Source organism: Vannielia sp. (assembly GCF_029212645.1).
Lineage (GTDB): Bacteria > Pseudomonadota > Alphaproteobacteria > Rhodobacterales > Rhodobacteraceae > Vannielia.
Genome location: NZ_JARGND010000001.1, coordinates 51,587 through 74,884 on the forward strand (window position 1 = coordinate 51,587; position 23,298 = coordinate 74,884).

Genomic DNA, 23,298 nt, shown 5'->3' on the forward strand with positions numbered 1-23,298 from the left:
AATTGTGGCATTTGAGTCGATGGACGGGCCGCGCGTGGGCGGATTACAGGCCGATCTGGCCGCAATGCCCTTGGGTCAAGCCAGCGCCCGCTCGGCCGCCGCCCCAAGCCGAAGCAGCCGCTCCTCCCCCATTGCAGGCCCCATCAGCGAGAGGCCGGTAGAGGGCAGGCCGGTGGGCAGGGTCAGCACCGGCAGGCCAAGCAGGTTGCCGATGCGGGCGTTGCGCAGGGCCAACAGGTTTTCAGAGGAGAAATAACCCTCATCGGCCAGCACATCGGCCTGCTTTGGCGGCATGTTTGCGCAGGTGGGCAGCAGCACGGCATCATACCCGGCCACCAGCGCCGCCCACTCCAGGCGAATCACATCAAGCCGTTGCCACGCCTTGATAAAATCCTGCGCGCGCACATCCTTGCCGCCGCTAAAGCGGCTGTGCACCGGCGGATACATCAGATCGCCCTGCGCGGTGATTTCATCGGCCCATGTGGCCCAGGCCTCGGCGCCGTAAAGCGGCCCCGCGAGCGCCATCGCCTCGGCCACGATTGGCACCTCCCGTCGCTCCACCACCGCGCCCGCCGCCTGTAGCCGCTCAACCGCGCTGAAGAAGCCTGCCTCCGGCGCGCCGCGCAGATCCTCCATCGCCACGGTTTCAAGCAGCATGAAGCGCCGCCCTGCGAGCGTTGCGCCGCGCAGATCGGCCGCGCCCGATCCATCGAGCACCGAAAGCATCAGGGCGGCATCTTCCACCGTGCGGGTGAGCGGGCCAACAGTGTCAAACCGCGCGCAAAGCGGCACCACCCCGCGCGATGACACCCGCCCATGGGTGGTTTTCAGCCCCACGAGATCATTCCAGCAGGCCGGAACCCGCACCGAGCCGCCAGTGTCAGAGCCAACAGCCGCCGCCGCCAGCCCAAAGGCAACCGAGGTTGCCGCGCCCGAGGATGAGCCGCCGGAAACCGCCTCAGGATCATTCACGCAAGGCGGGCTTTGGGTGACGGGGTTGAGCCCAAGCCCCGAAAAGGCAAGCTCGGTCATATGGGTCTTGCCAAGGCACACCAGCCCCTCGGCACTGGCCCGCGCCAGCACTTCGGCATCCTCGCCGGGCACCCGCCCCTTGAGGAAGGCCGAGCCGGACTCGGTGGCAACGCCGGCGCTGTCAAACAGGTCTTTCCAGCTGATCGGCACCCCATCGAGCGGCCCGCGCCGCGTGCCGGCCCGCGTCCGCGCTTGCGCCGCCTTTGCCTCGGCCAGCGCCCGCTTGGGCGTGAGCCGCGCATAGATGCGCCCGCTCTCGGCATGGGCCTCGGCCGCATCCAGAAAGGCCTGCGTCAAGGCAACCGGATCAATCTCACCTGCTGCGATCGCCCGGCCAAGGGCTGCTGCCGATTGTCCTGCATATTCCATCTGAAAGCTCCAAGCCGTTCTGCGCCCCGCGCGGCAAGGTAGCGACGCTTCGCACCATGGACAATCCCGCACCGGGCAGCATATTGCGTGCCATGACCCGGTTTGATGTGATCATCGCGGGCGGCTCCCTCAACGGCAGCACGCTCGCCCTCGCCCTCGCCCAGGGCGGTGCCCGCGTGGCGGTGGTGGACAAGCTCCCCACCCCAACGCAGCTTTCCAGCGATTTTGACGGGCGCTGCTACGCGCTGGCGCTGGCCTCGCAACGGCTGCTTGCGGCCCTTGGGCTGTGGGAGGGCGTGGTGGATGACGCCCAGCCGATCAACCATGTAAAAACCGGCGATGGCCGCGCCGGTGAGGGGCCGCTTGGCGGCTTTCTCCACCTTGATGGGGCCGAGATCGACGAGGGGTTGATGGGTTATATGGTGGAGGATCGCCACCTGCGCCCGGTGCTGCTGAAAGCGATGGAAAGCACCCCCCGGATCACCGTGATGGCGGGCCAGGAGATTGTGGCGCAAGAAGCCGGGCCGGGCGCTGTTACTGTCACGCTGGCCTCGGGCGAGCAGCTTGCCGCCAGCCTGTTGGTGGGCGCCGATGGCCGTGGCTCCCCCACTGCCCAGCGCGCGGGGATCAGCCGCACCACCAGTGATTACGGGCAAACCGCGCTCACCTGCGCGGTTGCGCATGAGCTGCCCCACGGCGACACGGCGCATCAGTTCTTCATGCCCAGCGGCCCGCTCGCGATCTTGCCGCTCAAGGGCAATCGCAGCTCTATCGTCTGGTCTGAAAGCCACGCCCGCGCCGAAGAGCTGGCCGCGGCCAGCGATGAGGCGTTTCTGGAGGCGCTGCGCCCGGTGTTTGGCGATTTTCTTGGGCCGATCCGCCTTGCGGGCCAGCGCTTTGCCTACCCGCTCAACCTCACGGTGACCGATGCCATCATCGCGCCCCGCTTGGCGCTGGTGGGCGATGCCGCGCAGGGGATTCACCCGATTGCCGGGCAGGGCCTCAACCAGGGGCTCCGCGATGTGGCCACACTGGCAGAGGTCATCACCCAAGCGCGCCGCCGGGGCGAAGACATTGGCAACCCGCTGGTGCTGGAGCGCCACCGTGCGTGGCGCAGCTTTGACCGCACCGCGCTCACCGCCGCAACCGACGGGTTCAACCGGCTGTTCTCAAACGATAATCCCCTGCTGCGCTCGGTGCGCGATGTCGGCGTGGATATCGTCGCCTCCCTGCCAGACCTGCGCCAGCGCTTCATCCGCGAAGCCGCCGGGCTGACGGGCGATTTGCCACGGCTCTTACAAGGGCGTCCGCTATAGCCAGCGGCCTAAAGCGCCTTCACCAGCCGATGCACCTCATCACGCGGGTTGCTTGATCCAACCCCCGGCGCAAACGCCGGTTGCGGCAAAGCCCTCACGCTCCCAAAACGCCCGGCCACGCGGGTTAACGCCAAGCACCGCGAGGTAAAGCGCCTTGGCCCCTGCGGCCCGCGCCAGCCATTCGATATGCGCCAGCAACGCCCGCCCCCGGCCAGCGCCACGCGCCGAGGGAGCGAACATCATGAAGCCAAGGTAGGCATCGCCCGGAGCGGGAAACCCGAAGGAAAGCTCGGCCCGCCCTGCCAACCGCCCCTCGATGAAGGCTCCCAGCGGATAGGACTGCGCCGGATCACACCCCGGCGGACCATCGGTGAAAAATGCGCGCGCCTTGGCATCGTCCGGCGCTACGCCCTCGGCAAGCTGCCAATAGTCCGGCGCGTCGCGATAAAACTGCAAAACCAGCGCCAGATCGGCCTTTGCCTCAAGCGGGCGGATCTGCATCTCTTAGGGGTCGAGTGTGCGGGCCTCGTCGATCAGCATGATCGGGATGCCGCCACGGATCGGGAAGGCCAGCCCGGCCTTGTCAGAGATCAGCTCGGCCGCCGCCGCATCATAGCGCAACACGCCTTGGGTTTGCGGGCAAACCAGCGCCTCCAGCACATGGCGCTCAACGCCGGATTGAGGCTGCTTTTCCTCGTCACTCATTGCATCCGCTCCTCCAGATCGTCGCCCCCGCTGCGCAGGTCGAACTCGATCAATGTTACCAGTGTTTCGCGCCGGGTTTCCAGTGATGGCGCCTCCAGCAGCGCTTGTTTGTCTTCCACCTCGAACGGGCAGAGCATGGCGAGGGAGTTGATCAGCAACTCGTCATCCGCGTCTTCCAGCGTGTCCCAATCGGTGGAGAGGCCGCGCGCCTCGAAATAGCGGCAGAGCTTGGGCATGAACTGCCCCCGATCAAAGCCCGCGTCATGCTCGGGCTTGCCAAGATCGCGGTCAAACCCCTTCCAGCAGGGGGTGACGCGGCGATAGGGCGCAAAACCATCAACCTCCTCCAGCACCCGAAAGCGCGAAATGCCGGTGAGGGTGAGCATGTAGCGGCCATCCTCGGTTTCGGAAAAGCCGGTCACACGGCCCGCGCAGCCGATCTTGTGCAGCGTGCCGGGAGAACAGCCCTGCCCCTTGGGGGTTTCGCAGGGCTGCACCATGCCGATCAGGCGATGCGAGGTTTTCAGCGTGTCATCCAGCATCGCCAGATACCGCGGCTCAAAGATATGCAGCGGCAGCCGTGCGCGGGGCAGTAAAAGCGCGCCGGGCAGCGGGAAAACCGGCAGTGTCTCGGGGAGATCGGTTGATGTGATCATGCCTTCAATTTAAGCCGCGATCCGCCTCAGGCAAATATCATCGACGAGAGTTTGCGCCGCCCGGTCAGCACCAGCGGATCATCGGGCTTGAGCGCATCGAAAATCGTGAAGAGCTGGGTCTTGGCGGCGCCGTCATTCCACTCGCGGTCCCGGCGAAACAGCTCCAAAAGCTCGTTGATCGCGGCTTCGGTATCGCCGCTGGCGTGCAGGGCCTGGGCCAGTTCAAGGCGGGCTGCATGGTCATCGGCGTTCGCCTCGACCTTGGCGCGCAACTCGGTGACCGGGCCAGCATCAGCGGCCTGTTTGGCCAGCTGAAGCTGGGCGCGGGCGGCTTCGATCTCGGGCGCGTCGGTGATCTCTTCGGGCACGGTGCCAAGCATCGCTTCGGCCTGCTCTGTCTGGCCAGCGGCGAGCCAGGCGCGGATCAGCCCGCCGAAGGCGGCGGCATTGGCCGGGTCTTCCTCAAGGATCGCGGCAAAGGTTTCGGCGGCATCGGCTGCGGCGCCTTCTTCAAGCATTTCCTCTGCGGCGGCGATAGCATCGGCCAGCCCGCCATCTTCCTCGCCGTCGCCTGCCAGCGCGGCAACCTTCTCGACAAATTCCTTGATCTGGCTCTCGGGCAGCGCGCCTTGAAAGCCATCCACCGGCTGCCCCTGAAAAAACGCATAAACCGTGGGGATGGATTGCACCCGCAACTGCCCGGCGATGCCCTGGTTTTCATCCACGTTGACCTTGGCCATCTGCACCTTGCCCTTTTGGGCGATGACAGCGGCCTCAAGCGCCGGTCCAAGCTGTTTGCAAGGGCCGCACCAAGGGGCCCAGAAATCAACGATCACCGGCGTCGTCTGGCTGGCCTCGATGACCTTTGCCATGAAATCCGCCTCGCTCACATCCGAAACGAGATCGCCTGCGGGTGGGGTGTTGCCTTGGCCGAGTTCAAGCATGGTAGGGCTCCGTTAGTGGGCGTTTTGCTGGATTAGATGGCGCATCATCCCGGCGCTTGCAAGGGGAGCGGGCAAAATGCCGCTCTCCCCACGCCGCCGCAAACCAACCGCGCGGGCATATGCGATTTGGCTCAAAGCAACGCTCGCCCAAGGTTGTGGCAGCGGCGCGGGGGATTGCGGGTTTTGTGGCGAATGGGGTGAGCGCAGCGGTGGCATTTGCAGCGGGGCTGATTTGCCCCGCCTGAAACCGCAGGTCAGCCGCGCAGGTGGTCTTCCTCATCGGCCACGTTCAGGCCAAGGGCTTCCATGCCGCCTTCGAGCAGGTCGGCAAGTTGAGGCTCACCGCCAAGGTAGTCTTCCGTGGGGGCCGTGGCCTCGGCCAGAGCCGTGCGCTTGGCGTCTTCGATGTCCTCAGCTTCATAGCTGTCACGCCCCACCCACATCACCGCGACAAGGCTGGCCTGCTCATCGGCGTTGAGGCCGGAGATATAGTTGCGCACCGCCACCCCGTCAGAACCGTATTCACGGGCCAGCGCAATAACGCGCACAATCTTGCCGTTGGAAATGTCGAGCATGGTGGGCTTCCTCCTTTTTGCCAGAGTGCCAGCTTGCGCGCGGGCTTTCCAGCCCGAACCGACCGCGCCTAGAGCTGAGAGCGGAACAGGCGGTAATAAAGCCAGTTTGGCATCAGTTGTGAAAGCCGCACCACCCAGCCGCGCATGGTGGGGAAGCTCTTTTGGAACACTTCGTCATTCATGTGCTCAAACAGCTCCCGCGCGGCGGCATCGGCTGTCATCACCGAGGGCGGCAGGGCGGCGGGGGTATCACCATGCTCCAGCGGATCGGCGGCGATGACATGGCCGGGGCAGGCAAGCTGCACGTTCACGCCGGTGTTGCGCAGATCGGCGTAAAGCTCCTCGGCAAGGTGCATGATCGCGGCCATGGAGGTGCCATAACCGATTTCACCGGGCAGCCCGCGATAGGCCGAAAGCCCCGCAACCAGCAGCAGGTGGCCGCTATCGGCCTTGACCATGCCGGGCAGCACCGCGCCCACGGTATTGAGCGCGCCCTTGAGGTTGCGGTCGATCACGCGCTCGATTTCAGCGGTGTCCCAGTTGGAAGCGCCAAAGCCGCCTTCGCCATCGGGCAGGTAGATCACCCCATCAACCGTGCCCGCCTTGGCGGCACCGGCCCGCATTGCGCCCGGATCAGAAACATCGGCCTCAACCGCCTCGGCCTTGCCGGGCAGCAGCTCGGCCAGTTGCTCCATCGCGGCCAGATCGGAGGAGGTGAGCACCAGTTCGGCCCCAACGCGTGAAAGCTGGTCCGCCAGTGCCCGGCCCAGCGCCGATCCTGCCCCGATGATCCAATACCGTTTCCCCTGCCACTCGATCATTCAAAGCCCTCCTCGGCGTAATTCTGCAAAATCCCATTAACAGCGTCGCCCGGCAGCATGATTCCGCGCCGATGACGCCTTACTATACACTGATCGGCACCGGGAAGTTCACGCCCCGCATCGCCGCGGGCTTTCACTTTCCCGCCATTGCCTGCGATTTGGGCGATTTTCAGCCCTTGGGGGCTGTGAGCGGCACCACCGAAGATGGGTCATCCTTGTCGGGGGCCAGCTCTTCAAAGTCAAAATTATCCAGCCGGTGCGCCCGTTTACCCGCCTTGTCGGCGGAAATCTTGATGTCTTCAATGTCCTTGGCGGCCTGCCCGAAGTGGCGATCAAGGTTGCCAACGCGCTTGCCGAGCCGGTCCACATCGCTGTGCAGCAAGGCCAGTTCCTTGCGGATCGCCCCGGCCTGCTCGCGCATCCGCGCATCCTTCAGCACCGCGCGCATGGTGTTGAGCGTGGCCATGCAGGTGGTGGGAGACACGATCCAGACCTTGGCGGCAAAGCCCTCGCGCACCAGCTCGGGGAAATTGGCGTGCAACTCGGCATAAACCGCTTCGGAGGGCAGGAACATCAGCGCCCCATCCGCGGTTTCGCCCTCGATGATATACTTGCCCGAAATCGCCGTGATATGCGCCTTGACCGAGGTGCGCATCGCCCGTGCGGCGGCGGCTTTTTCAGCATCGGTGGTGGCGTTGCGCAGCGCCTCATAGGCCTCAAGCGGGAACTTGGCGTCAATCACGATGGGGCCGGGTGGGTTGGGCAGATGCACAAGGCAATCGGCGCGTTTGCCGTTTTCCAGCGTGGCTTGCAGGGTGTAGCTGTCACGCGGGAGGGCCTTGCCGACGATATCGTTGAGCTGGATCTCGCCAAACGCCCCGCGCGTTTGCTTGTTGCTCAGAATGTCCTGCAAGCCCAGCACATCGCCCGACAGCTTTTCGATATTGGCCTGCGCCTTGTCGATCTGCGCCAGCCGCTCGGTGAGTTGGGTCAGCGAGGTAGCGGTTTGCTTGGAGGAGCCTGTGAGCGTTTCGCTCACCTTTTCCTGCATGTCGTTGAGCGTGCGGGCCGAGTGCAGCGCGGTTTGGTGCAACCGATCCGCCATTTGCTGCTGCACCTCGGCGAGACGGGTTTCTAGCGATTGGATCACCTGCGTCTGGCTGTTCGCCTGATGCTCGGACACCGCCGAAATGCGCCCATCGAGCCGGTTTTGCCCCTGCGCCAGCGCCTCAACTGCCTTTGAAACCGTGCCAATCTGCCCAGCCGCCTCTGCCGCCCGCCCGGCCCGGCGCACCGTGGCGATGAGCAGCCAGAGCAGCACGACAACCAGCAGCATCGCCAGCGCCGCGCCGATCACCCGCACATCGGTGAGGGCATAGGAGGTGCCATCAATCTCGATCATGTGCGCCCGAACAGCCGCTCAATGTCACTCAGTTTCAGCTCCACATAGGTGGGCCGCCCGTGGTTGCACTGGCCCGAATGCGGCGTGGCCTCCATCTCGCGCAAGAGCGCGTTCATCTCTTCACCGCGCATCCGGCGGCCCGAGCGGATGGAACCGTGGCAGGCCACCCGGCTCAGGATCGCTTCGATCCGCTCTTGGATCAGCTGGCTCTCGCCCAGATCATCAAGCTCGTCCAGCACATCGCGCAGCAGCGCCTCGGCGTTGATCTCACCAAGGATTGCAGGTGTTTCGCGCACCGCCACCGCGCCGGCGCCAAACGGTTCCAGCGCAAGGCCCATGCGGGCAAAGGTCTCGGCGTGGCCGAGCAGGCGGGCGGCATCATCGGGGCTGAGTTCCACGATCTCGGGGATCAGCAGGGCCTGCGCGGGCACGCCATTTTCGGCCATCTGGCGCTTGAGCTTTTCGTAAACCAGCCGTTCATGCGCGGCGTGTTGATCCACGATCACCATGCCAGTTTCGGTTTGCGCGATGATGTAATTTTCATGCACCTGCCCGCGCGCCGCGCCAAGCGGGTGGTGGGTCAGGCTCTCGTCAACGCCCTCTGGCGTGCCCTCAATCCGCCCGGTCGGGGCCTCGGCAAAGCCCATCGGCTCAACCACGGGGCTTTGCAGCGCATAGCTTTGCGCCAGCGCACCGGGGTGCAGGCGGTCCATCTGGTAAACGCGGGGCGCGCCGGTGGGTTCGGGGCGCAGCGCGCCCAGCACGCCCGCCGCCACCGTGGTTGAGGCGCGGTGCCCGGCCTCGGCCAGCGCGTGGCGCAACGCGCTCACGATCAGCCCGCGCGCCACCCCCGGCTCGCGAAAGCGCACCTCGGCCTTGGCAGGGTGCACGTTGACGTCCACGCGCTGCGGATCAACATCCAGAAACAGCACCGCCGCCGGGTGGCGATCCCGGCTGAGAAAATCGGCGTAAGCGCCGCGCAGTGCGCCGATCAGCAGCTTGTCGCGCACCGGGCGGCCATTGACGAACAGAAACTGCGCCACCGAAGAGCCGCGCGAATAGGTGGGCAAAGCAGCGTAGCCGGTGAGGTGAACACCCTCGCGCTCGGCATCAATCGCCAGCGCGTTCTCGGCAAATTCACGGCCCAGCACGTTGGAAAGCCGCCCCGACAGCGCATCAAACATATCGCCCGTCTGGCCATCGGCGCGGAAGGTCACACGCGGCTCGCCCCTGCTTTCATCGCGCAGGGTGAAGCTGATGAACGGCTCGGCCATCGCAAGGCGCTTCACCACATCGCTGATCGCCTGGTTTTCGGCGCGGTCCGAGCGCAAAAACTTCAGCCGCGCCGGCGTGGCGTAAAACAGATCCCGCAGCTCAACCACCGTTCCCGAGGTGAGCGCAGCAGGCTTTACTGCACCCAGCGTGCCGCCGGTGCAGCTGATCTGCGAGGCATCCCCGCCCGCGCAGCGGGAGGTGATAACGAGCCGCCCGACCGCGCCAAGCGAAGGCAGCGCCTCACCACGAAAGCCAAAGGAGCGGATGTCCAGCAGATCCGAGCCATCAATCTTGGAGGTCGCGTGGCGCGACAGGGCCAGCGGCAGCGCCTCTGGCGGGATGCCGCAGCCATCATCGGTGACGCGGATCAGGCTCTTGCCGCCGTTGGAGACGGTCACCTCGATCCGGGTGGCGCCCGCATCAATCGAATTTTCCACCAGCTCTTTCACCGCCGAGGCGGGCCGCTCAACAACCTCACCGGCGGCGATCCGGTTGATAACCGTCTCGTCTAACTGGCGAATTTGCGGCAGATCAGAGCTTATGTTGGGGCGGGCAGCTTGCATACCACAAGAGATAGCATAGCCCCACGCGATTCTGCCATGGGGAAATCCGCCCTAGCCCTCGCTCTCAAGCCCCTTGGCAAGGCGAAAGCCAATGCGCGCGGCCTCGGGCACATCCTCATCCTTTGGCAGGGCGTGGAAGGTCACGTTGAGCTGCGTCACATGCTGCACAAGCTGGGTGCGATGGCCGTTCACGCCACGGCCATAAAAGCTGATCAGGTCAGGCGCGAAAAAGCCGATCCCCTCGATCTTGAGCAGCCCGGCCCCGCCATCGGTCATCATTCCCATGGCAACCTCTTCATCGGGGTCAAGCTGCTCTTCAAAGTTCTGGATATAGAGGATCAGCCGCTCATAGGCCCATTCGGCGGGTGATTTTTCCTCATCGCCGCACATCGCTTCGGGCAGCGGTTTTTGCTCGGCCGAGGCGGGGGCTTCAGGATCAGTATGAACGGCGCGGCGGCGCTGGCTCAGCCTTTCGAGGGCGTTGTTTTCAAGCGCCTCGGCGGTGGTGCGCACCTCTGTTCCATCGCTCATGCCTGCCTCCAGATATAGGCATCATCCGGGCCTGGCTCGCGGGTGGCACGGCCTGTGAGCAAGAGGTGATTGAGGTGGCCAACGGTTTCGGCCAGCGCCAACACATAGGCATCACCGGTGATCTCGCGTTTGAACAGCGGCATGAAACACTCCCCACCGCGCCGAGGCGTGGCGAGGTGTGTGTGCAACCGCTCCAGCGCGCTGGTGTGATTGTCGATCATCTGCACAATACGCGCAGGCAGGCCGGTGAAGGGCAGCTTATGGCCGGGCAGCACCAGTTGATCGTCGCGGGCGAACTGGCTGAGGCGATCGCAGCTTTCCAGCCACTCACCAACCGGGTCGGCGTCTGGCTCGGTCGCGGAAACGCCGAGGTTGGGCGAAATAGAAGGCAAAAGCTGGTCGCCACCCAACACCAGCGGCTCCCCCTCGCACCAGAAAGTTGCGTGGTGAGGCGCATGGCCGTGGCCGATGCGAACCACCCAGTCGCGCCCGCCCATATGCAGGCGATCCCCCTCGCAAATCCGCTCAAACCCCAGCGGCAGCGGGCTTGTCAGATCGGCAAAGTTGAAGGGGCGCTGGGTGAGATACTCGCGGTAAAACGCCGGGTCCATCCCGGCACGCCGCCAGAACAGGCGCACCTCATCGCGCGGGGTCGCCTGCACATCAAGCTGGAGCATCCGCGCCAGCAGCCAAGCGGTGCGGGTGGCGGTGAGGCTTGCCCCCTGCCCGGCCATCAGCCAGCCCGCCAGCCCCATGTGATCGGGGTGATGGTGGGTCAGCACCACGCGGCCCACCGGCTTGCCAGCGAGCGGGCCATCCGAGAGCAATTGCTCCCAAATCGCGCGGGCCTTGGGTGTGCCGATGCCGGTGTCGATCACCGTCCAGCTGTCCCCCTCGTCGAGCGCAAAGACGTTGACGTGATCCAGCTTCATCGGCAGCGGCAGGCGTAGCCACAGGATGCCGGGGGCGACTTCGGTTGCCTCGCCGGGGCCGGGAGCGGCCTCCCACGGGGAGCGTATTGGTTGAGCGTCCATCCTCGCGAATTAGCCCATAAGCTCCTCGTTGGACAGGGCAAAAAGCCCATCGGCGCCTTGTTTGACCTGCTGGGCAAGCCCGGATTGCTCGGGCAAAAGGCGTGTTATGTAAAACCGCGCAAGGCCGGTGCGCGGGCCTTTTCCGCCTTCTGCCGCAGCGGTCATGAGGTGGAAATGCGCGCCAACGACGCGGGCAAAGGCCCGCAGGTAAGGCACCGCAACTGCGCCGCGCTCGGCCATGTCCATCTTGAGCAAGGCCTCTGTCAGCTCGCGCTGCACCTCAGCGGCATTCCACACCGCTTCCGTCATCCGTGGAAAGCGGCCCCTGTTGGCCTCGGCGGCGTCTTCAATCTCGGTCAGCAAGGTCAGCGCGGCTTCACCGCTGTCGGCCATTTTGCGGCCCACCAGATCAAGCGCCTGAATGCCGTTGGTGCCCTCGTAAATCGCCGTCACCCGCACATCGCGCAAAAACTGCGCTGCGCCGGTTTCTTCGATAAAGCCCATGCCGCCGTGCACCTGAATGCCCATATCGGCCACCGCGCAGCCCACATCGGTGCCATAGGCCTTGGAGATGGGGGTGAGCAGGGCGGCGCGGCTGGCCCAATGGGTCTCTCCGCCCGCCGCGGCCAGATCAAGCGCCACCGCATTGGCCAGCGCAATGGCGCGGGCAGCATGGGTTTCGGCCTTCATGGTCATCAACATGCGGCGCACATCTGCGTGCTCGATAATGGCCCCTGAGCCGGGCGCACGGCCCTGTTTGCGATCGGCGGCATAGGCCATCGCGGCCTGGGTTGCGGCCTCGGCCACGCCAATGCCCTGAATGCCCACACCAAGGCGCGCGTTGTTCATCATGGTAAACATGGCTGCCATGCCGCCGTGGGGCTCCCCCACCAGCCAGCCGGTGGCTCCGTCATATTCCATCACGGCGGTGGGCGATCCGTGGATGCCCATCTTGTGCTCAAGGCTGACCACCCGCAGGCTGTTGCGCTCACCGGGGTTGCCCTCGGCATCGGGGAGGTTGCGCGGCACCATGAACAGGCTGATCCCCTTCACCCCCGATGCGCCATCAGGCAGGCGGGCCAGCACGAGGTGGCAGACATTGGAGGCAAAATCCGCATCGCCCCATGAAATGAAAATCTTCTGGCCGGAAACCGCAAAGCTGCCATCACCATTCGGCTCGGCCCTGGTGCGCAGCGCCCCCACATCGCTGCCCGCCTGCGGCTCGGTCAGGTTCATCGTGCCCTGCCACTCACCGCTGATGAGCTTGGGCAGGTAAAGCGCTTTCATCTCATCGCTAGCGTGGTGCTCCAGCGCCTCGATCTGGCCCTGGGTCAGCAGCGGGTTCAGCGACAAAGACAGGCAGGCGCCGTTCATCATTTCGTTGACGGCTTCCATCAGGGTGATCGGCAAGCCCATACCGCCATACTCCGGATCGGCGCTGATGCCGATCCAGCCGCCATCGGCAATCGCCTTATAACCCTCGGCAAACCCCGGCGTGGTGCGCACAACGCCGTTTTCCAGCACCGCGCCCTTCAGATCGCCCTCGCGCTGAAGCGGGCCAAGCACCTCGTCACTCAACCGCCCCGCTTCGGAGAGAATCGCATCGACCGTTTCACTCCCGGCTTCGGCAAAGCGGTCGGTAGCGGAAACCTGATCGTAGCCAACCACATGGCTCAGCAAAAAGCGAAAATCATCGACCGGGGCGCGATAGGGCATGAATTCTTCTCCTCAAAATACCGCCCTTGCGAGGGAAGGGCGACGCCAGCATAAGAGATGCCAGCCGCTGGCCCAAGAGCCGGCGGATAAAACGCAACGTCACGAGGATGCATGACCAAGCGCCTGCCGCCAAGCGAAGAAGGGATCACCCGCGCCGCTGCCTTGTTGCGGGCGGGCGCCCTCGTCGCGATCCCAACCGAAACGGTCTATGGGCTGGCGGGCGATGCCAGCAATGGCGAAGCGGTTGCGGCGATCTTCGACGCCAAGGGGCGGCCCAGCTTCAACCCGCTCATCTGCCATGTGGACAGCATGGAGGCAGCGCAACGCTACGGGGTGTTTGGCGACGCGGCGGCGCGGCTGGCGCAGGCCTTTTGGCCCGGCCCGCTGACGCTGGTGGTGCCACGCAGGGAAAGCGCGCGCCTGTCACCGCTGGTGAGCGCGGGCCTGCCCAGCCTGGCGCTGCGCATCCCGGCCCACCCGGTCGCCCGCCGGCTGCTGGCGTCTTTCGGCGGCGCCCTCGCCGCGCCCTCCGCCAACCCTTCGGGCAAGATATCCCCCACAACCAGCGCCCATGTGCTGGCCGGGCTGGAAGGCCGCATCGCCGCAGTGCTTGATGCCGGGCCATGCGCTGTGGGGGTCGAAAGCACCATCGTGGATTGCACGGGCGAAACCCCGGTTCTGCTGCGTCCGGGTGGCCTGCCCGCCGAAGCGCTGGAACAGGCGCTCGGCCAGCCGCTCGCCCGCCCCCAAAGTGCGGTGAACGAGGTGAACCCTAGCGCGCCGGGCCAGCTGTCCTCACACTACGCGCCGGGCAAACCGCTGCGGCTGAACCCGCGCACCTTGCCCCCCGATGCGCTCTGGCTCGGCTTTGGCCTCGGCTGCGAGGGGGCCACGCTCAACCTGTCCCCGTCGGCGGACCTGCGCGAAGCCGCCGCCAACCTCTTCACAATGCTGCACACTCTGGACGCCGCCCCCGGCGCGGCTATCGCCGTTGCCCCGATCCCGAACCACGGCCTTGGCCAGGCCATAAACGACCGCCTCACCCGCGCGGCCGCGCCACGCTGAGGCTTGCGCCTTCTCGTAGCCTCGCTGCGCTCGGGCAGCCCGGTGGCCTCGCTACGCTCGGCGCACCCCACCGCAGCGCGCCATCCCTGTTCATTTTCTTGCAGAAAATATCCCCGCCGGAGGCACAAATCTCTTGCGGCCTGCGGCCTCAAGCCCGCCCGGCGTCACTGCTCAGCAGCCTTGGGTCCACCCCAAACGAGCGCAGCGCCGCCTCCCATTTGCCACCATTCTCGGTGCCAAACACGATCTCGGGGGTGGCATCGCAGGTGAGCCAGCCGTTCTCACCGATCTCCCCCTCAAGCTGCCCCGGACCCCAGCCCGCGTAGCCCAGCGCAAGGATCACATCGCGCGGGCCTTCGCCACGGGCAATGTCCTCAAGGATGTCGGTGGTCGCGGTCATGCCAAAGGCGGGGCTCAACATCAGCGTCGAACCTTCGGCGGTGTAATCCGCTGAATGCAGCACAAAGCCCCGGCCATGCTCCACCGGGCCGCCAAAGTAGATCGGCGCACGGGCACTGGCGGGCGCCACCTCGATCCCCTCGCCGATATCAAGCTGGCTCAGCAGATCACGGAACGTCAGGTCAGGCGCGGTGCGGTTGATCACCAGCCCCATCGCCGCCTCGTCCGAATAGGCACAAATATAGATCACGCTGCGCTCAAAGCGCGGATCACCCATGCCGGGCATGGCAACAAGGAGCTTTCCGGTCAGGTCCATCCCCTGATGATGGGGGTCCACAGGGCGCCGCGCAAGGGGCTGCGTCACATAAGCCACGCCTCGCGCGCTCTCGCTCATTCGTGATTTCCCCTGCGCGCCTCTGCCCGTATTCTCCGCGCTCATGAAAAGCCTCCTTGCCGCCCTTGCCCTGCTCACCACCCTCACCCTGCCCGCCACCGCCGGAACCTACGGTGCCGTGCCGGGCGCTGATGTGGTGCGCGCCGAGGTGCTGCCCGGATGGACCACCGCCGAGGGCACCCGCATGGTCGCCCTGCGTCTTACCCTCAAACCGGGGTGGAAAACCTACTGGCGCGCCCCCGGCGAGGCCGGCATCCCGCCGCGCTTTGATTGGGGCGGCTCAAAGAACCTCGCCTCTGTCACCTACCACTGGCCGCGCCCTGAGGTGTTTGAAAGCTCGGGAATGCAAACCATCGGCTACAAGCGCGAACTTGTTTTGCCAATCGAAGTGCGCCCCGAGCGCCCCGGTAAGGCGATGATTCTCAACGCCGAGGTTGAGCTGGGGGTTTGTGAAGAAATCTGCGTGCCCGCCGCGCTCTCGTTTTCGCAAGCCCTCACCGGGCAGGGTGGGCGCGATGCGGTGATCTCCGCCGCGCTGGCCGCCCGCCCGCAAACCGCCAGAGAGGCGGGCATTGGCCGTGTCACCTGCGAGATTGAGCCAATCACCGATGGCATCCGCATCACCGCCCGCATCCCCGCCCCGCCGCTTGGGGGCAATGAGGTGGCGGTGATCGAGCCGGGCGATCCCCGGATCTGGACCTCGGAGGCCGAAACGCACCGTGAAGGCGGCACCCTCGTCACCACCGTCGATATGGTTCCCCCGTCGGGCAAGCCCATGGCGCTGTCCCGCGAAAACCTGCGCTTTACCCTGCTGGGCCGTCGCACAGCGGTGGATATTCGCGGCTGCCACGCACCGGGATAAACCGCCCCCTCCAAACGCGGCCCACATTTTCTTGCGCTAAAGCGTTCCGCCAAAAACCTGACTCACAGCTCTTGGCAGAGCACAGTGCGAGGCAGGACTGTTGCGCGCGCCTCGCCTTTATCTGATGGCTCAGATTAAAGGCGTGACGCTTTTAATATCCCCGCCGGAAGCTCTCATCTCTTCTGGCCCGTCCCGGCCACCCACCTTGATTGCCCCCACCAAGGCGCCTATCTTCTGTGCAGTCACAGGAGACACCCCCATGAACACCACCCTGCAAACCGCACACGCCCTTTTCGCGACTTGCCCACAGGTGTCTCATGCCCGCTCCCTCTCTTTCGCTGCAATCGGTCCCGCTCACCAAGCCTGACGGATCGCCGCTCACCCCGGAAATCACCCTCACCTTCGGGGCCTCGCGCACCGGCCTCGTGGGCCAGAACGGTGCGGGCAAATCCACCCTGCTGCGCCTGCTTTCGGGGGCCGCGCCAGCCTTGGGGCATATCGACAGGCAGGCCAGCACCGGCATGCTGGCACAGGCTTGGGATGACCTCTCCCTCACCGTGCGCGAAGCCGCCGGGATGGGCGCGGCGCTGGCCCGGCTGGCGCGGATCGAGCGCGGCGCACCGCTGGAGGATGACATTGACCTTGCCGATTGGGAGGCCCCCGCGCGGCTTGCCGAGGCCCTCGCACGGGTGGGGCTGGGCGCGGTGGAGGGCACGCCGCTTTCACAGCTCTCCGGCGGCCAGCGCACCCGCGTTGGGCTGGCACGGCTGCTCCTTGAGGCGCCCGATATCCTGTTGATGGATGAGCCGACCAACAACCTTGATCGCGCGGGCAAGGCGCTGGTCTCCCGCCTTCTGGCCGAGTGGCCCGGCGGGGCGGTGGTGGCCAGCCATGACCGGGCGCTGCTGGCGCAAATGGACCGGATCGTTGAGCTTACGCCAACCGGCATTCACCTCACCGAAGGCGGCTGGCAGGCCCATGCCAAGGCCCGCGCTGCCCGCCGCAGCCGCGCCGCCACAGAGCTGGAGCGTGCCACCCGCGCCGAGGCCCGCATCCAGCGGGATATTCAGGCCCAACGCGAGAAAAAGGCCCAGCGCGATGCACGGGGCCGCGCCGCGCGGGCCAGTGGCGGCCAGCCCAAGGTGCTGCTGGATGCCAAGGCAGATCGCGCCGGGCGCACCTCTGGCAGCGATGCGCGCCGCGCCGCACGGCTTGAGGCGGCGGGAGAGGCGGCGCGCGCCGTGGCGGCGGCGCATGTGTCGCCCACCCGCAGCCTGCGGATCGACGCCGAAGCCGGGCGCGGCGGGGCGGTTGTGCTATCGCTTGAGGCGGTCACGCTGCGCCGCGCGGGCTTCCTGCTCGGGCCGCTCACGTTCAGCCTGAGTGCGGGGGAGCGCGTTGCGCTGACCGGGCCAAATGGCGCGGGCAAAAGCACGCTGATGGCAGCCCTGCGCGACCAGATCAGCCCCGCTTCAGGGCAGCTCGCCACCACGCCGCGGCTTGCCGCGCTGGATCAACAGATTGGCGATCTTGATCCCAACGCCTCAATCCTTGAAAACCTGCACCGCCTCGCCCCGCACCTCACCCCGCAAGAGGCGCAGGCGCTGCTCGCCCGCTATGGCTTTCGCAACACGGCGGCCAATGCGCCGGTGGGCCAGCTTTCGGGGGGTGAACGCTTACGCGCCGGGCTTGCGGCCACGCTGGGCGGCACGCCGCCGGCGCTGCTGCTTCTGGATGAGCCGACCAACCATCTTGATATCGAAACGGTCGAACTGCTGGAAACCGCTCTGCAAAGCTTCACAGGGGCGCTGCTGGTCGCCAGCCATGACGAGGCCTTTTGCGCCGCCCTCGGCCTCACCCGCGAAATCGCGCTTTAAAGCGCTCCGCCAAAAACCTGAATCACAGCTTATGGCGGAGCGCAGTGCGAGGCAGAAATGCTGCGCGGCGCGGACAGCAGAGCTGTGCCATCGCGAAGCATATCCCAGGGCAGGTACGCCAAGTGGTTGAAGGGCTTCACGGACGCCGGAACAACGCGGCTTGCGGGGGACAGAGTGCAGGCCGAGAACGCTGATGATCTCGCTAAATGGCTGAAAGACAAAGCAATGGAGCACCCGCGCGGCACGCCGCACCATGCAAGCAACCAGATGAGCCAAACGCTCTCTTCATTCAGGAAGCCACTGGTTCCAAAATCTCTGACGACAGACAGCCCAAAAAGATATCATTCCGTTTGGGGCAGAGCTTTGATGGCGCTCTAGGGTCAGGATGCCGTTCAATTGATCTTTGTCAGTTCCCGAATGCACCAACCGCCTAGCCTTCAACACCATGCACACACTGAGGGCCGCCCGCATGACATCAGACCCGATCATAAAGCCAGACGGCACGCGCGCCCGCGCCAACATGCCGGACTATGCAAAGGCCTACGCCGCTTTCTCTTGGGCTGACGCCGAGCGCGACATCGACGGGTTCGGGGATGGCAGCCTCAACATCGCGCATGAAGCGGTGGACCGGCATGTGGCGGCTGGCCACGGCGCGCAGGTGGCCATTCGCTGGATCGCAAAGGCTGGCGACAGCCGTGACATCACCTATTCTGAACTTCAGGACCTGACCAATCGCTTTGCAAACGTGCTGCGCAATCAAGGACTTGAAAAGGGGGATCGGGTCTATTCCCTGCTTGGCCGCCTGCCTGATCTTTACATCGCGGCCCTTGGAACGCTGAAAGCCGGATGCGTGTTTTGCCCGCTGTTTTCGGCCTTCGGCCCAGAGCCGATCCAGTCGCGTATGGAGATCGGTCAGGCAAATGCGATCATCACCTCATCACGGCTCTATCGCCGCAAACTCAAGGGCATCAGGGGCAACCTGCCAGACCTGCGCACCGTCTTCCTGATTGATGGCGACGAGGACGCAACGATTGATTTGAACGCGGCCATGAACGCCGCCAATGACACCTTCACTACCGAGCGGATGCAGCCCGAAGAGACGGCGCTTTTGCACTTTACCTCCGGAACAACCGGGAAACCCAAGGGGGTTGTCCACGTTCATCAGGCGGTCGTGGCGCATCATGCAACCGGGCGGCTGGCGCTCGATCTCAGGCCCGGCGATACCTATTGGTGCACCGCCGATCCCGGCTGGGTCACCGGCACATCCTACGGCATCATCGCGCCCCTGACCAACCGGGTCACGATGATCATCGACGAGGCGGAATTTGATGTTGACCGCTGGTATGCAACCCTGGCGCGCGAAGCCGTCACCGTTTGGTACACCGCGCCAACCGCCATTCGCATGTTGATGAAGGCCGGGGCCAGTGCTGCAAAACCACATGATCTGACCGCCCTTCGCTTCATGGCAAGCGTGGGGGAGCCGCTGAACCCCGAGGCAGTCATTTGGTCAAACAACACCTTCACAATGCCGTTCCACGACAACTGGTGGCAAACAGAAACCGGCGGCATCATGATTGCAAATTACGCCGCGATGGATGTGCGCCCCGGTTCAATGGGCAAACCCCTGCCGGGTATCGAGGCGGGCATTGTCGCGGTTGAAGGCGGCACCTTGCGGGAGCTGACCGCGCCCATGGCGATTGGTGAATTGGCATTGCGCCCGGGCTGGCCTTCGATGATGCGCGGCTACCTTCATGAGCAGGCCCGCTATGAAAAGTGCTTTCGCGATGGCTGGTATCTTAGCGGCGATCTGGCGATGCGCGATGCAGATGGGTATTTCTGGTTTGTCGGTCGCGGCGATGACCTGATCAAAAGCGCGGGTCACCTCATCGGGCCTTTCGAGGTTGAAAGCGCCTTGCTGGAGCACGAAGCCGTCGCCGAGGCCGGTGTCATCGGCGTGCCGGACGAGACGGCGGGCGAAATCGTCAAGGCTTTCGTCGCGTTGAAACCCGGCTTTGAGGCCTCTGAAAGCTTGCTTCTGGAGCTGACCGGACACGCGCGCAAACGGCTCGGCCCGGCCGTTGCTCCAAAGGAAATCGTCTTTCGCCAGAACCTGCCAAAAACCCGCAGTGGCAAGATCATGCGCCGCCTCTTGAAGGCACGCGAACTGGGCTTGCCGGAAGGTGACATCTCAACCCTGGAAAGCGATGAACGATGACCACCACCGATCTCAAACCCCGTTTGAACCATGCCCATGTGCGCGATCTTCTAAAGAAAATGATCCGCATTCGCCGTTTTGAGGATACCTGCGCCGAGTATTACACCCGTGAGAAAATCCGGGGTTTCCTGCATCTTTACGATGGGCAGGAAGCGATCGCGGCGGGGATCATCCCGCTTTTGGGTGAGCAGGACCGGGTCGTCGCGACCTACCGCGAACACGGCCACGCGCTGGTGCGCGGCGTTCCCATGGGGTCTGTCCTGGCCGAAATGTTCGGCAAGCGCGAAGGCTGCTCTGGCGGGCGCGGCGGGTCGATGCACCTGTTCAGCCGGGCGCATAATTTCTACGGCGGCAATGCCATCGTCGGGGGCGGATTGCCAATGGCAACCGGGCTGGCGCTGGCCGATAGAATGACCGGAACGCGCGCGGTGACGGTGTGCTTTTTTGGCGAAGGTGCCATGGCAGAAGGCGAATTTCACGAAGCCATGAACCTGGCCGCCCTCTGGCACCTTCCTGTCCTTTTTGTCTGTGAAAACAACGGCTACGCCATGGGCTCGGCTCTGGCTCTGACAGAGGCGGAAACCGGGCTGACCACCCGCGCAGCCACCTACGGCATGGAGGCCGAAACTGTCGATGGCATGGATGTGGTCGCCGTTGAAGCCGCCGCGCGACGCGCGCTGACGTCGATCAGCACAACCGGCAAGCCGCAATTTCTGGAGTGCAAGACATACCGCTTTCGCGCGCATTCGATGTTTGACGCCCAGCTTTACCGCAGCAAAGAGGAAGTGAAGGAATGGCGCGCCAAGGGCCCCATTGTGCGCTTTCAGGGATGGCTGGAAGAAAACGCGCTGCTGCATTCCGGCGAGGTCGCCGAAATCGAAGCCGAGGTGGACGCCGAGATCAAGGAAGCCGTGGCCTTTGCCGAAGCCGCCACCGACGAACCCATTGAAACGCTAACAGATTTCGTCCTTTCACCAGAGCGCCCCACCCCACCCGACACGCCAGCCGAGCCGGGGTCTTTGCGGGTCTTCACCTATCGCGATGCCATGCGAGAGGCGCTGACAGATGCCATGGATCGTGATGATCGCGTGTTCCTGATGGGTGAGGACGTTGGGCACTATGGCGGCTGCTATGCGGTCAGCATGGGCCTTCTTGATCGTTTCGGACCGGATCGCATCCGCGACACGCCACTGTCGGAGGCCGGGTTTACCGGCGCGGGGATCGGGGCGGCGATGGCCGGGATGCGCCCGATTGTCGAGATCATGACGGTCAATTTTTCGCTGCTGGCGCTGGACCAGATCCTGAATACCGCCGCCACCATGCGGCATATGTCGAACAACCAGTTCGGAGTGCCACTTGTGATCCGCATGGCGACAGGTGCGGGCAAGCAATTGGCCGCCCAGCATTCCCACAGCCTTGAGGGCTGGTTTGCACATATTCCGGGCTTGAAAGTGCTGGCCCCGGCCACCATCGAAGACGCATACGGAATGCTGCAAACCGCCCTAAGCGACCCCGACCCGGTGCTGATTTTCGAGAACGTCATGCTCTATAATTCCGAAGGCCCACTCCCGGAAAAACCGAGCGCCGTCAACATCGACCGCGCCGCAGTGCGCCACGTTGGTGATGATGCGACGCTGATCACGTATGGCGGCTCGCTGCCCAAAACGCTGCACGCCGCGCAAAGGCTGTTTGACGAGCACCATATCAGCACCGATGTCATCGACCTGCGCTCGCTGCGCCCCCTAGATATGGAGACGATCCTTGCCTCTGTCCGCAAGACCCGCCGCGCGTTGATCGTGGATGAAGGCTGGCGCAGCGGCAGCCTTGCCGCCGAAATCGGCATGCGGTTGGCTGAGGAGGCGTTCTTCGAGCTTGACGCCCCGCTTGCGCGCGTTTGCAGCGAAGAAGTGCCGATCCCCTACCCAAAGCATCTGGAACAGGCGGCAATCCCGCAGACCGGCAAGATCCTTGACGCTGTTCTGCACCTGATGGAGGCATCGGCATGAGCCAGTATCTTATGCCCTCCCTCGGGTCCGACATGGCCGCAGGAACGCTTGTCGAGCAAACAATCGCCCCCGGTGAGGCGTTTCAACGCGGGGATGTCATTGCGGCAGTTGAAACCCAGAAAGGGGTGATCGAGGTGGAGGTTTTCGAGGACGGCATCCTTGATCAATGGCTGGTCGAACCGGGAACTGAAGTGCCGGTCGGCACGCCGCTTGCCCGGTTGCACCAGCAAGGCAGCAAACCCGAGCCGCCAAGCAACCCACCTGAGCTTCCACCCGAAACGCCGCCTGAGATTCCGCCAGAACCACTCCCGCCTGACCCTTCCCCTCCACCGGAAGTCCCGCCAGAGCCTGAACCCGAGCAGCCCCCGGATCTGCCGCCCGAAATTCAGCCGCCCGCGGACCAATTGACGCCGAGCCACCGCCCCGAACGCAAGGTCACGGCCACCCGCCCCCGGATTACACCAGCCGCCCGGCGGCTCGCATCATCACGCGGGATCGACCTTGGGGCGCTTTCACCCCCGCCGGACAAGGTGCTGACCCGGCACGATATCGAAAACCTCGGCGCGGTGAAAACCCCGCCAGAGGATCGGCGCAAACCGGCCCCGGCTGCGGATATGCGCGCAGCCATCGCAGCGGCAATGTCCCGCTCAAAGCGGGAGATCCCGCATTATTACCTGAGGCATCGTGTTGATCTTGGGGCGGTTGATGCCTTCCTGGCCGACCTGAACGCAACACGACCCCCCCGTGAGCGGATGCTGCCCGGCGCGCTGTTCGCGCGGGCGATTGCACTGGCGTTGAGCAAATACCCCGAATTCAATGGTCACTACACGGAGGAGCAGTTTCATCCGTCCAAAGCCGTCAATCTGGGCGTCGCCATTCATATCCGTTCAGGCGGGCTTGTCGCCCCGGCCCTTTTCGCCATCGAAACCAAATCCGCCGCCGAGGTGATGACCGACCTCACCGATCTGGTCGCGCGCGTCCGTGCCGGGCGCTTCAAGGCGCGTGAATTGACCGACGCCACCATCACGCTGACCTCCCTGGGCGAGCGTGGCGTCGACGAGGTGATCGGCGTGATCTATCCGCCCCAGGTGGCCATCGTCGGGATCGGCACGCCGCGCCCCACACCAATGGTGAAGGATGGCGCAGTCGTATCACAGCTTGCGACGACGCTCACGCTGGCCGCCGATCATCGCGTCAGCGACGGACATCGCGGTGCGCTTTTTCTGCGTGCCGTTGACAGCAACCTACAGGAACCGGAAACACTATGACCCATGAAGAAGCCGAAGCCGCCATCGCCGAGGAACTGCACGCCATCGCGCCGGAAATCGCGTTGGAAGACATAGACCGCAGCGGCGTCCTTCGCGAAGAATTTGACATCGACTCCATGGATTTTCTGCGCCTTGTCACCGCTTTGGGAGAGCGGTTTGAGCTTGCGATGCCCGAAGCCGATTACCCCCAGATGGGCAGCTTTGACGCATTGGTCGGGTATCTGAAGCAAAAGACTGCCTGATGAAGCACAGCATCAGCTAGCGCGCCCCTTT

The 23,298-nt window shown here is 64.7% G+C and carries 21 protein-coding genes; 8 read left to right on the top strand and 13 right to left on the bottom strand.

Going from position 1 to position 23,298, the window contains the following annotated elements; genetic code table 11:
- Window positions 1-75 precede the first annotated feature (75 nt).
- Window positions 76-1,401: an amidase gene (locus P1U55_RS00270; protein ID WP_301045443.1), complete on the bottom strand. Its 1,326-nt coding sequence runs from the start codon at window positions 1,399-1,401 to the stop codon at window positions 76-78.
- 92 nt (window positions 1,402-1,493) lie between these two features.
- On the opposite strand from P1U55_RS00270, the gene P1U55_RS00275 reads away from it, so the two are divergent.
- Window positions 1,494-2,717 (top strand): UbiH/UbiF/VisC/COQ6 family ubiquinone biosynthesis hydroxylase, encoded by a 1,224-nt coding sequence (locus P1U55_RS00275; protein WP_301045444.1) that lies wholly within the window; start codon window positions 1,494-1,496, stop codon window positions 2,715-2,717.
- A gap of 39 nt (window positions 2,718-2,756) precedes the next feature.
- Here the strand turns inward: P1U55_RS00275 and P1U55_RS00280 are convergent, their stop codons facing one another.
- The 11 genes from P1U55_RS00280 to P1U55_RS00330 all read right to left on the bottom strand — a co-directional run bounded on the left by P1U55_RS00280 (window position 2,757) and on the right by P1U55_RS00330 (window position 12,939).
- Window positions 2,757-3,218: a GNAT family N-acetyltransferase gene (locus P1U55_RS00280; protein WP_301045445.1), complete on the bottom strand. Its 462-nt coding sequence runs from the start codon at window positions 3,216-3,218 to the stop codon at window positions 2,757-2,759.
- 3 nt (window positions 3,219-3,221) lie between these two features.
- Window positions 3,222-3,422, bottom strand: a complete 201-nt coding sequence (locus P1U55_RS00285; protein WP_301045446.1) for a Trm112 family protein — start codon at window positions 3,420-3,422, stop codon at window positions 3,222-3,224.
- Complete coding sequence (locus P1U55_RS00290) at window positions 3,419-4,078, bottom strand: LON peptidase substrate-binding domain-containing protein (protein ID WP_301045448.1); 660 nt, start codon at window positions 4,076-4,078, stop codon at window positions 3,419-3,421. Before P1U55_RS00290 ends, P1U55_RS00285 begins: the two co-directional genes overlap by 4 nt.
- 26 nt (window positions 4,079-4,104) lie before the next feature.
- Window positions 4,105-5,022: a thioredoxin gene (gene trxA, locus P1U55_RS00295; RefSeq protein ID WP_301045450.1), complete on the bottom strand. Its 918-nt coding sequence runs from the start codon at window positions 5,020-5,022 to the stop codon at window positions 4,105-4,107.
- Between the two features lie 254 nt (window positions 5,023-5,276).
- Entirely contained in the window at window positions 5,277-5,597 is a 321-nt protein-coding gene (locus P1U55_RS00300) for a DUF3775 domain-containing protein (RefSeq protein WP_301045452.1), read from the bottom strand.
- A 68-nt stretch (window positions 5,598-5,665) separates the two neighbouring features.
- Window positions 5,666-6,418 carry an SDR family NAD(P)-dependent oxidoreductase gene (locus P1U55_RS00305; RefSeq protein WP_301045453.1) on the bottom strand — a complete coding sequence of 251 codons (753 nt, stop codon included), beginning with the start codon at window positions 6,416-6,418 and terminating at the stop codon, window positions 5,666-5,668.
- 169 nt (window positions 6,419-6,587) lie between these two features.
- Complete coding sequence (rmuC, locus tag P1U55_RS00310) at window positions 6,588-7,820, bottom strand: DNA recombination protein RmuC (protein WP_301045455.1); 1,233 nt, start codon at window positions 7,818-7,820, stop codon at window positions 6,588-6,590.
- Entirely contained in the window at window positions 7,817-9,658 is a 1,842-nt protein-coding gene (gene mutL, locus P1U55_RS00315) for a DNA mismatch repair endonuclease MutL (RefSeq protein ID WP_301045460.1), read from the bottom strand. The genes rmuC and mutL overlap by 4 nt, the downstream gene beginning before the upstream one ends.
- 51 nt (window positions 9,659-9,709) lie before the next feature.
- Window positions 9,710-10,189 carry a DUF6173 family protein gene (locus P1U55_RS00320; protein WP_301045464.1) on the bottom strand — a complete coding sequence of 160 codons (480 nt, stop codon included), beginning with the start codon at window positions 10,187-10,189 and terminating at the stop codon, window positions 9,710-9,712.
- Window positions 10,186-11,223, bottom strand: a complete 1,038-nt coding sequence (locus P1U55_RS00325) for an MBL fold metallo-hydrolase (RefSeq protein WP_301045466.1) — start codon at window positions 11,221-11,223, stop codon at window positions 10,186-10,188. Before P1U55_RS00325 ends, P1U55_RS00320 begins: the two co-directional genes overlap by 4 nt.
- A 9-nt stretch (window positions 11,224-11,232) precedes the next feature.
- The gene (locus tag P1U55_RS00330) at window positions 11,233-12,939 is read right to left on the bottom strand and encodes an acyl-CoA dehydrogenase (RefSeq protein WP_301045468.1); all 1,707 of its coding nucleotides are present in this window, start codon (window positions 12,937-12,939) and stop codon (window positions 11,233-11,235) included.
- Between the two features lie 111 nt (window positions 12,940-13,050).
- Between P1U55_RS00330 and P1U55_RS00335 the strand changes: the two genes are divergently transcribed.
- A complete protein-coding gene (locus P1U55_RS00335; RefSeq protein WP_301045470.1) occupies window positions 13,051-14,004 on the top strand; it encodes an L-threonylcarbamoyladenylate synthase in 954 nt (317 codons plus the stop codon).
- 148 nt (window positions 14,005-14,152) lie between these two features.
- Here the strand turns inward: P1U55_RS00335 and P1U55_RS00340 are convergent, their stop codons facing one another.
- Window positions 14,153-14,719 (bottom strand): YqgE/AlgH family protein, encoded by a 567-nt coding sequence (locus P1U55_RS00340; protein WP_301045471.1) that lies wholly within the window; start codon window positions 14,717-14,719, stop codon window positions 14,153-14,155.
- 121 nt (window positions 14,720-14,840) lie between these two features.
- Here P1U55_RS00340 and P1U55_RS00345 point away from each other — a divergent pair, with 121 nt between their 5' ends.
- The 6 genes from P1U55_RS00345 to P1U55_RS00370 all read left to right on the top strand — a co-directional run bounded on the left by P1U55_RS00345 (window position 14,841) and on the right by P1U55_RS00370 (window position 23,267).
- Window positions 14,841-15,659, top strand: coding sequence for a protein-disulfide reductase DsbD domain-containing protein (locus P1U55_RS00345; RefSeq protein ID WP_301045472.1), 819 nt, complete (start codon window positions 14,841-14,843; stop codon window positions 15,657-15,659).
- Window positions 15,660-15,976: 317 nt separating this feature from the next.
- The gene (locus P1U55_RS00350; RefSeq protein ID WP_301045473.1) at window positions 15,977-17,536 is read left to right on the top strand and encodes an ATP-binding cassette domain-containing protein; all 1,560 of its coding nucleotides are present in this window, start codon (window positions 15,977-15,979) and stop codon (window positions 17,534-17,536) included.
- A 445-nt stretch (window positions 17,537-17,981) separates the two neighbouring features.
- Window positions 17,982-19,751 carry an acetate--CoA ligase gene (gene acsA / locus P1U55_RS00355; RefSeq protein ID WP_301045474.1) on the top strand — a complete coding sequence of 590 codons (1,770 nt, stop codon included), beginning with the start codon at window positions 17,982-17,984 and terminating at the stop codon, window positions 19,749-19,751.
- Window positions 19,748-21,757 carry a pyruvate dehydrogenase (acetyl-transferring) E1 component subunit alpha gene (gene pdhA / locus P1U55_RS00360; RefSeq protein ID WP_301045475.1) on the top strand — a complete coding sequence of 670 codons (2,010 nt, stop codon included), beginning with the start codon at window positions 19,748-19,750 and terminating at the stop codon, window positions 21,755-21,757. Before acsA ends, pdhA begins: the two co-directional genes overlap by 4 nt.
- Entirely contained in the window at window positions 21,754-23,025 is a 1,272-nt protein-coding gene (locus P1U55_RS00365; protein WP_301045476.1) for a dihydrolipoamide acetyltransferase family protein, read from the top strand. Before pdhA ends, P1U55_RS00365 begins: the two co-directional genes overlap by 4 nt.
- Window positions 23,022-23,267 carry an acyl carrier protein gene (locus tag P1U55_RS00370; RefSeq protein WP_301045477.1) on the top strand — a complete coding sequence of 82 codons (246 nt, stop codon included), beginning with the start codon at window positions 23,022-23,024 and terminating at the stop codon, window positions 23,265-23,267. The genes P1U55_RS00365 and P1U55_RS00370 overlap by 4 nt, the downstream gene beginning before the upstream one ends.
- Window positions 23,268-23,298: the final 31 nt, after the last annotated feature.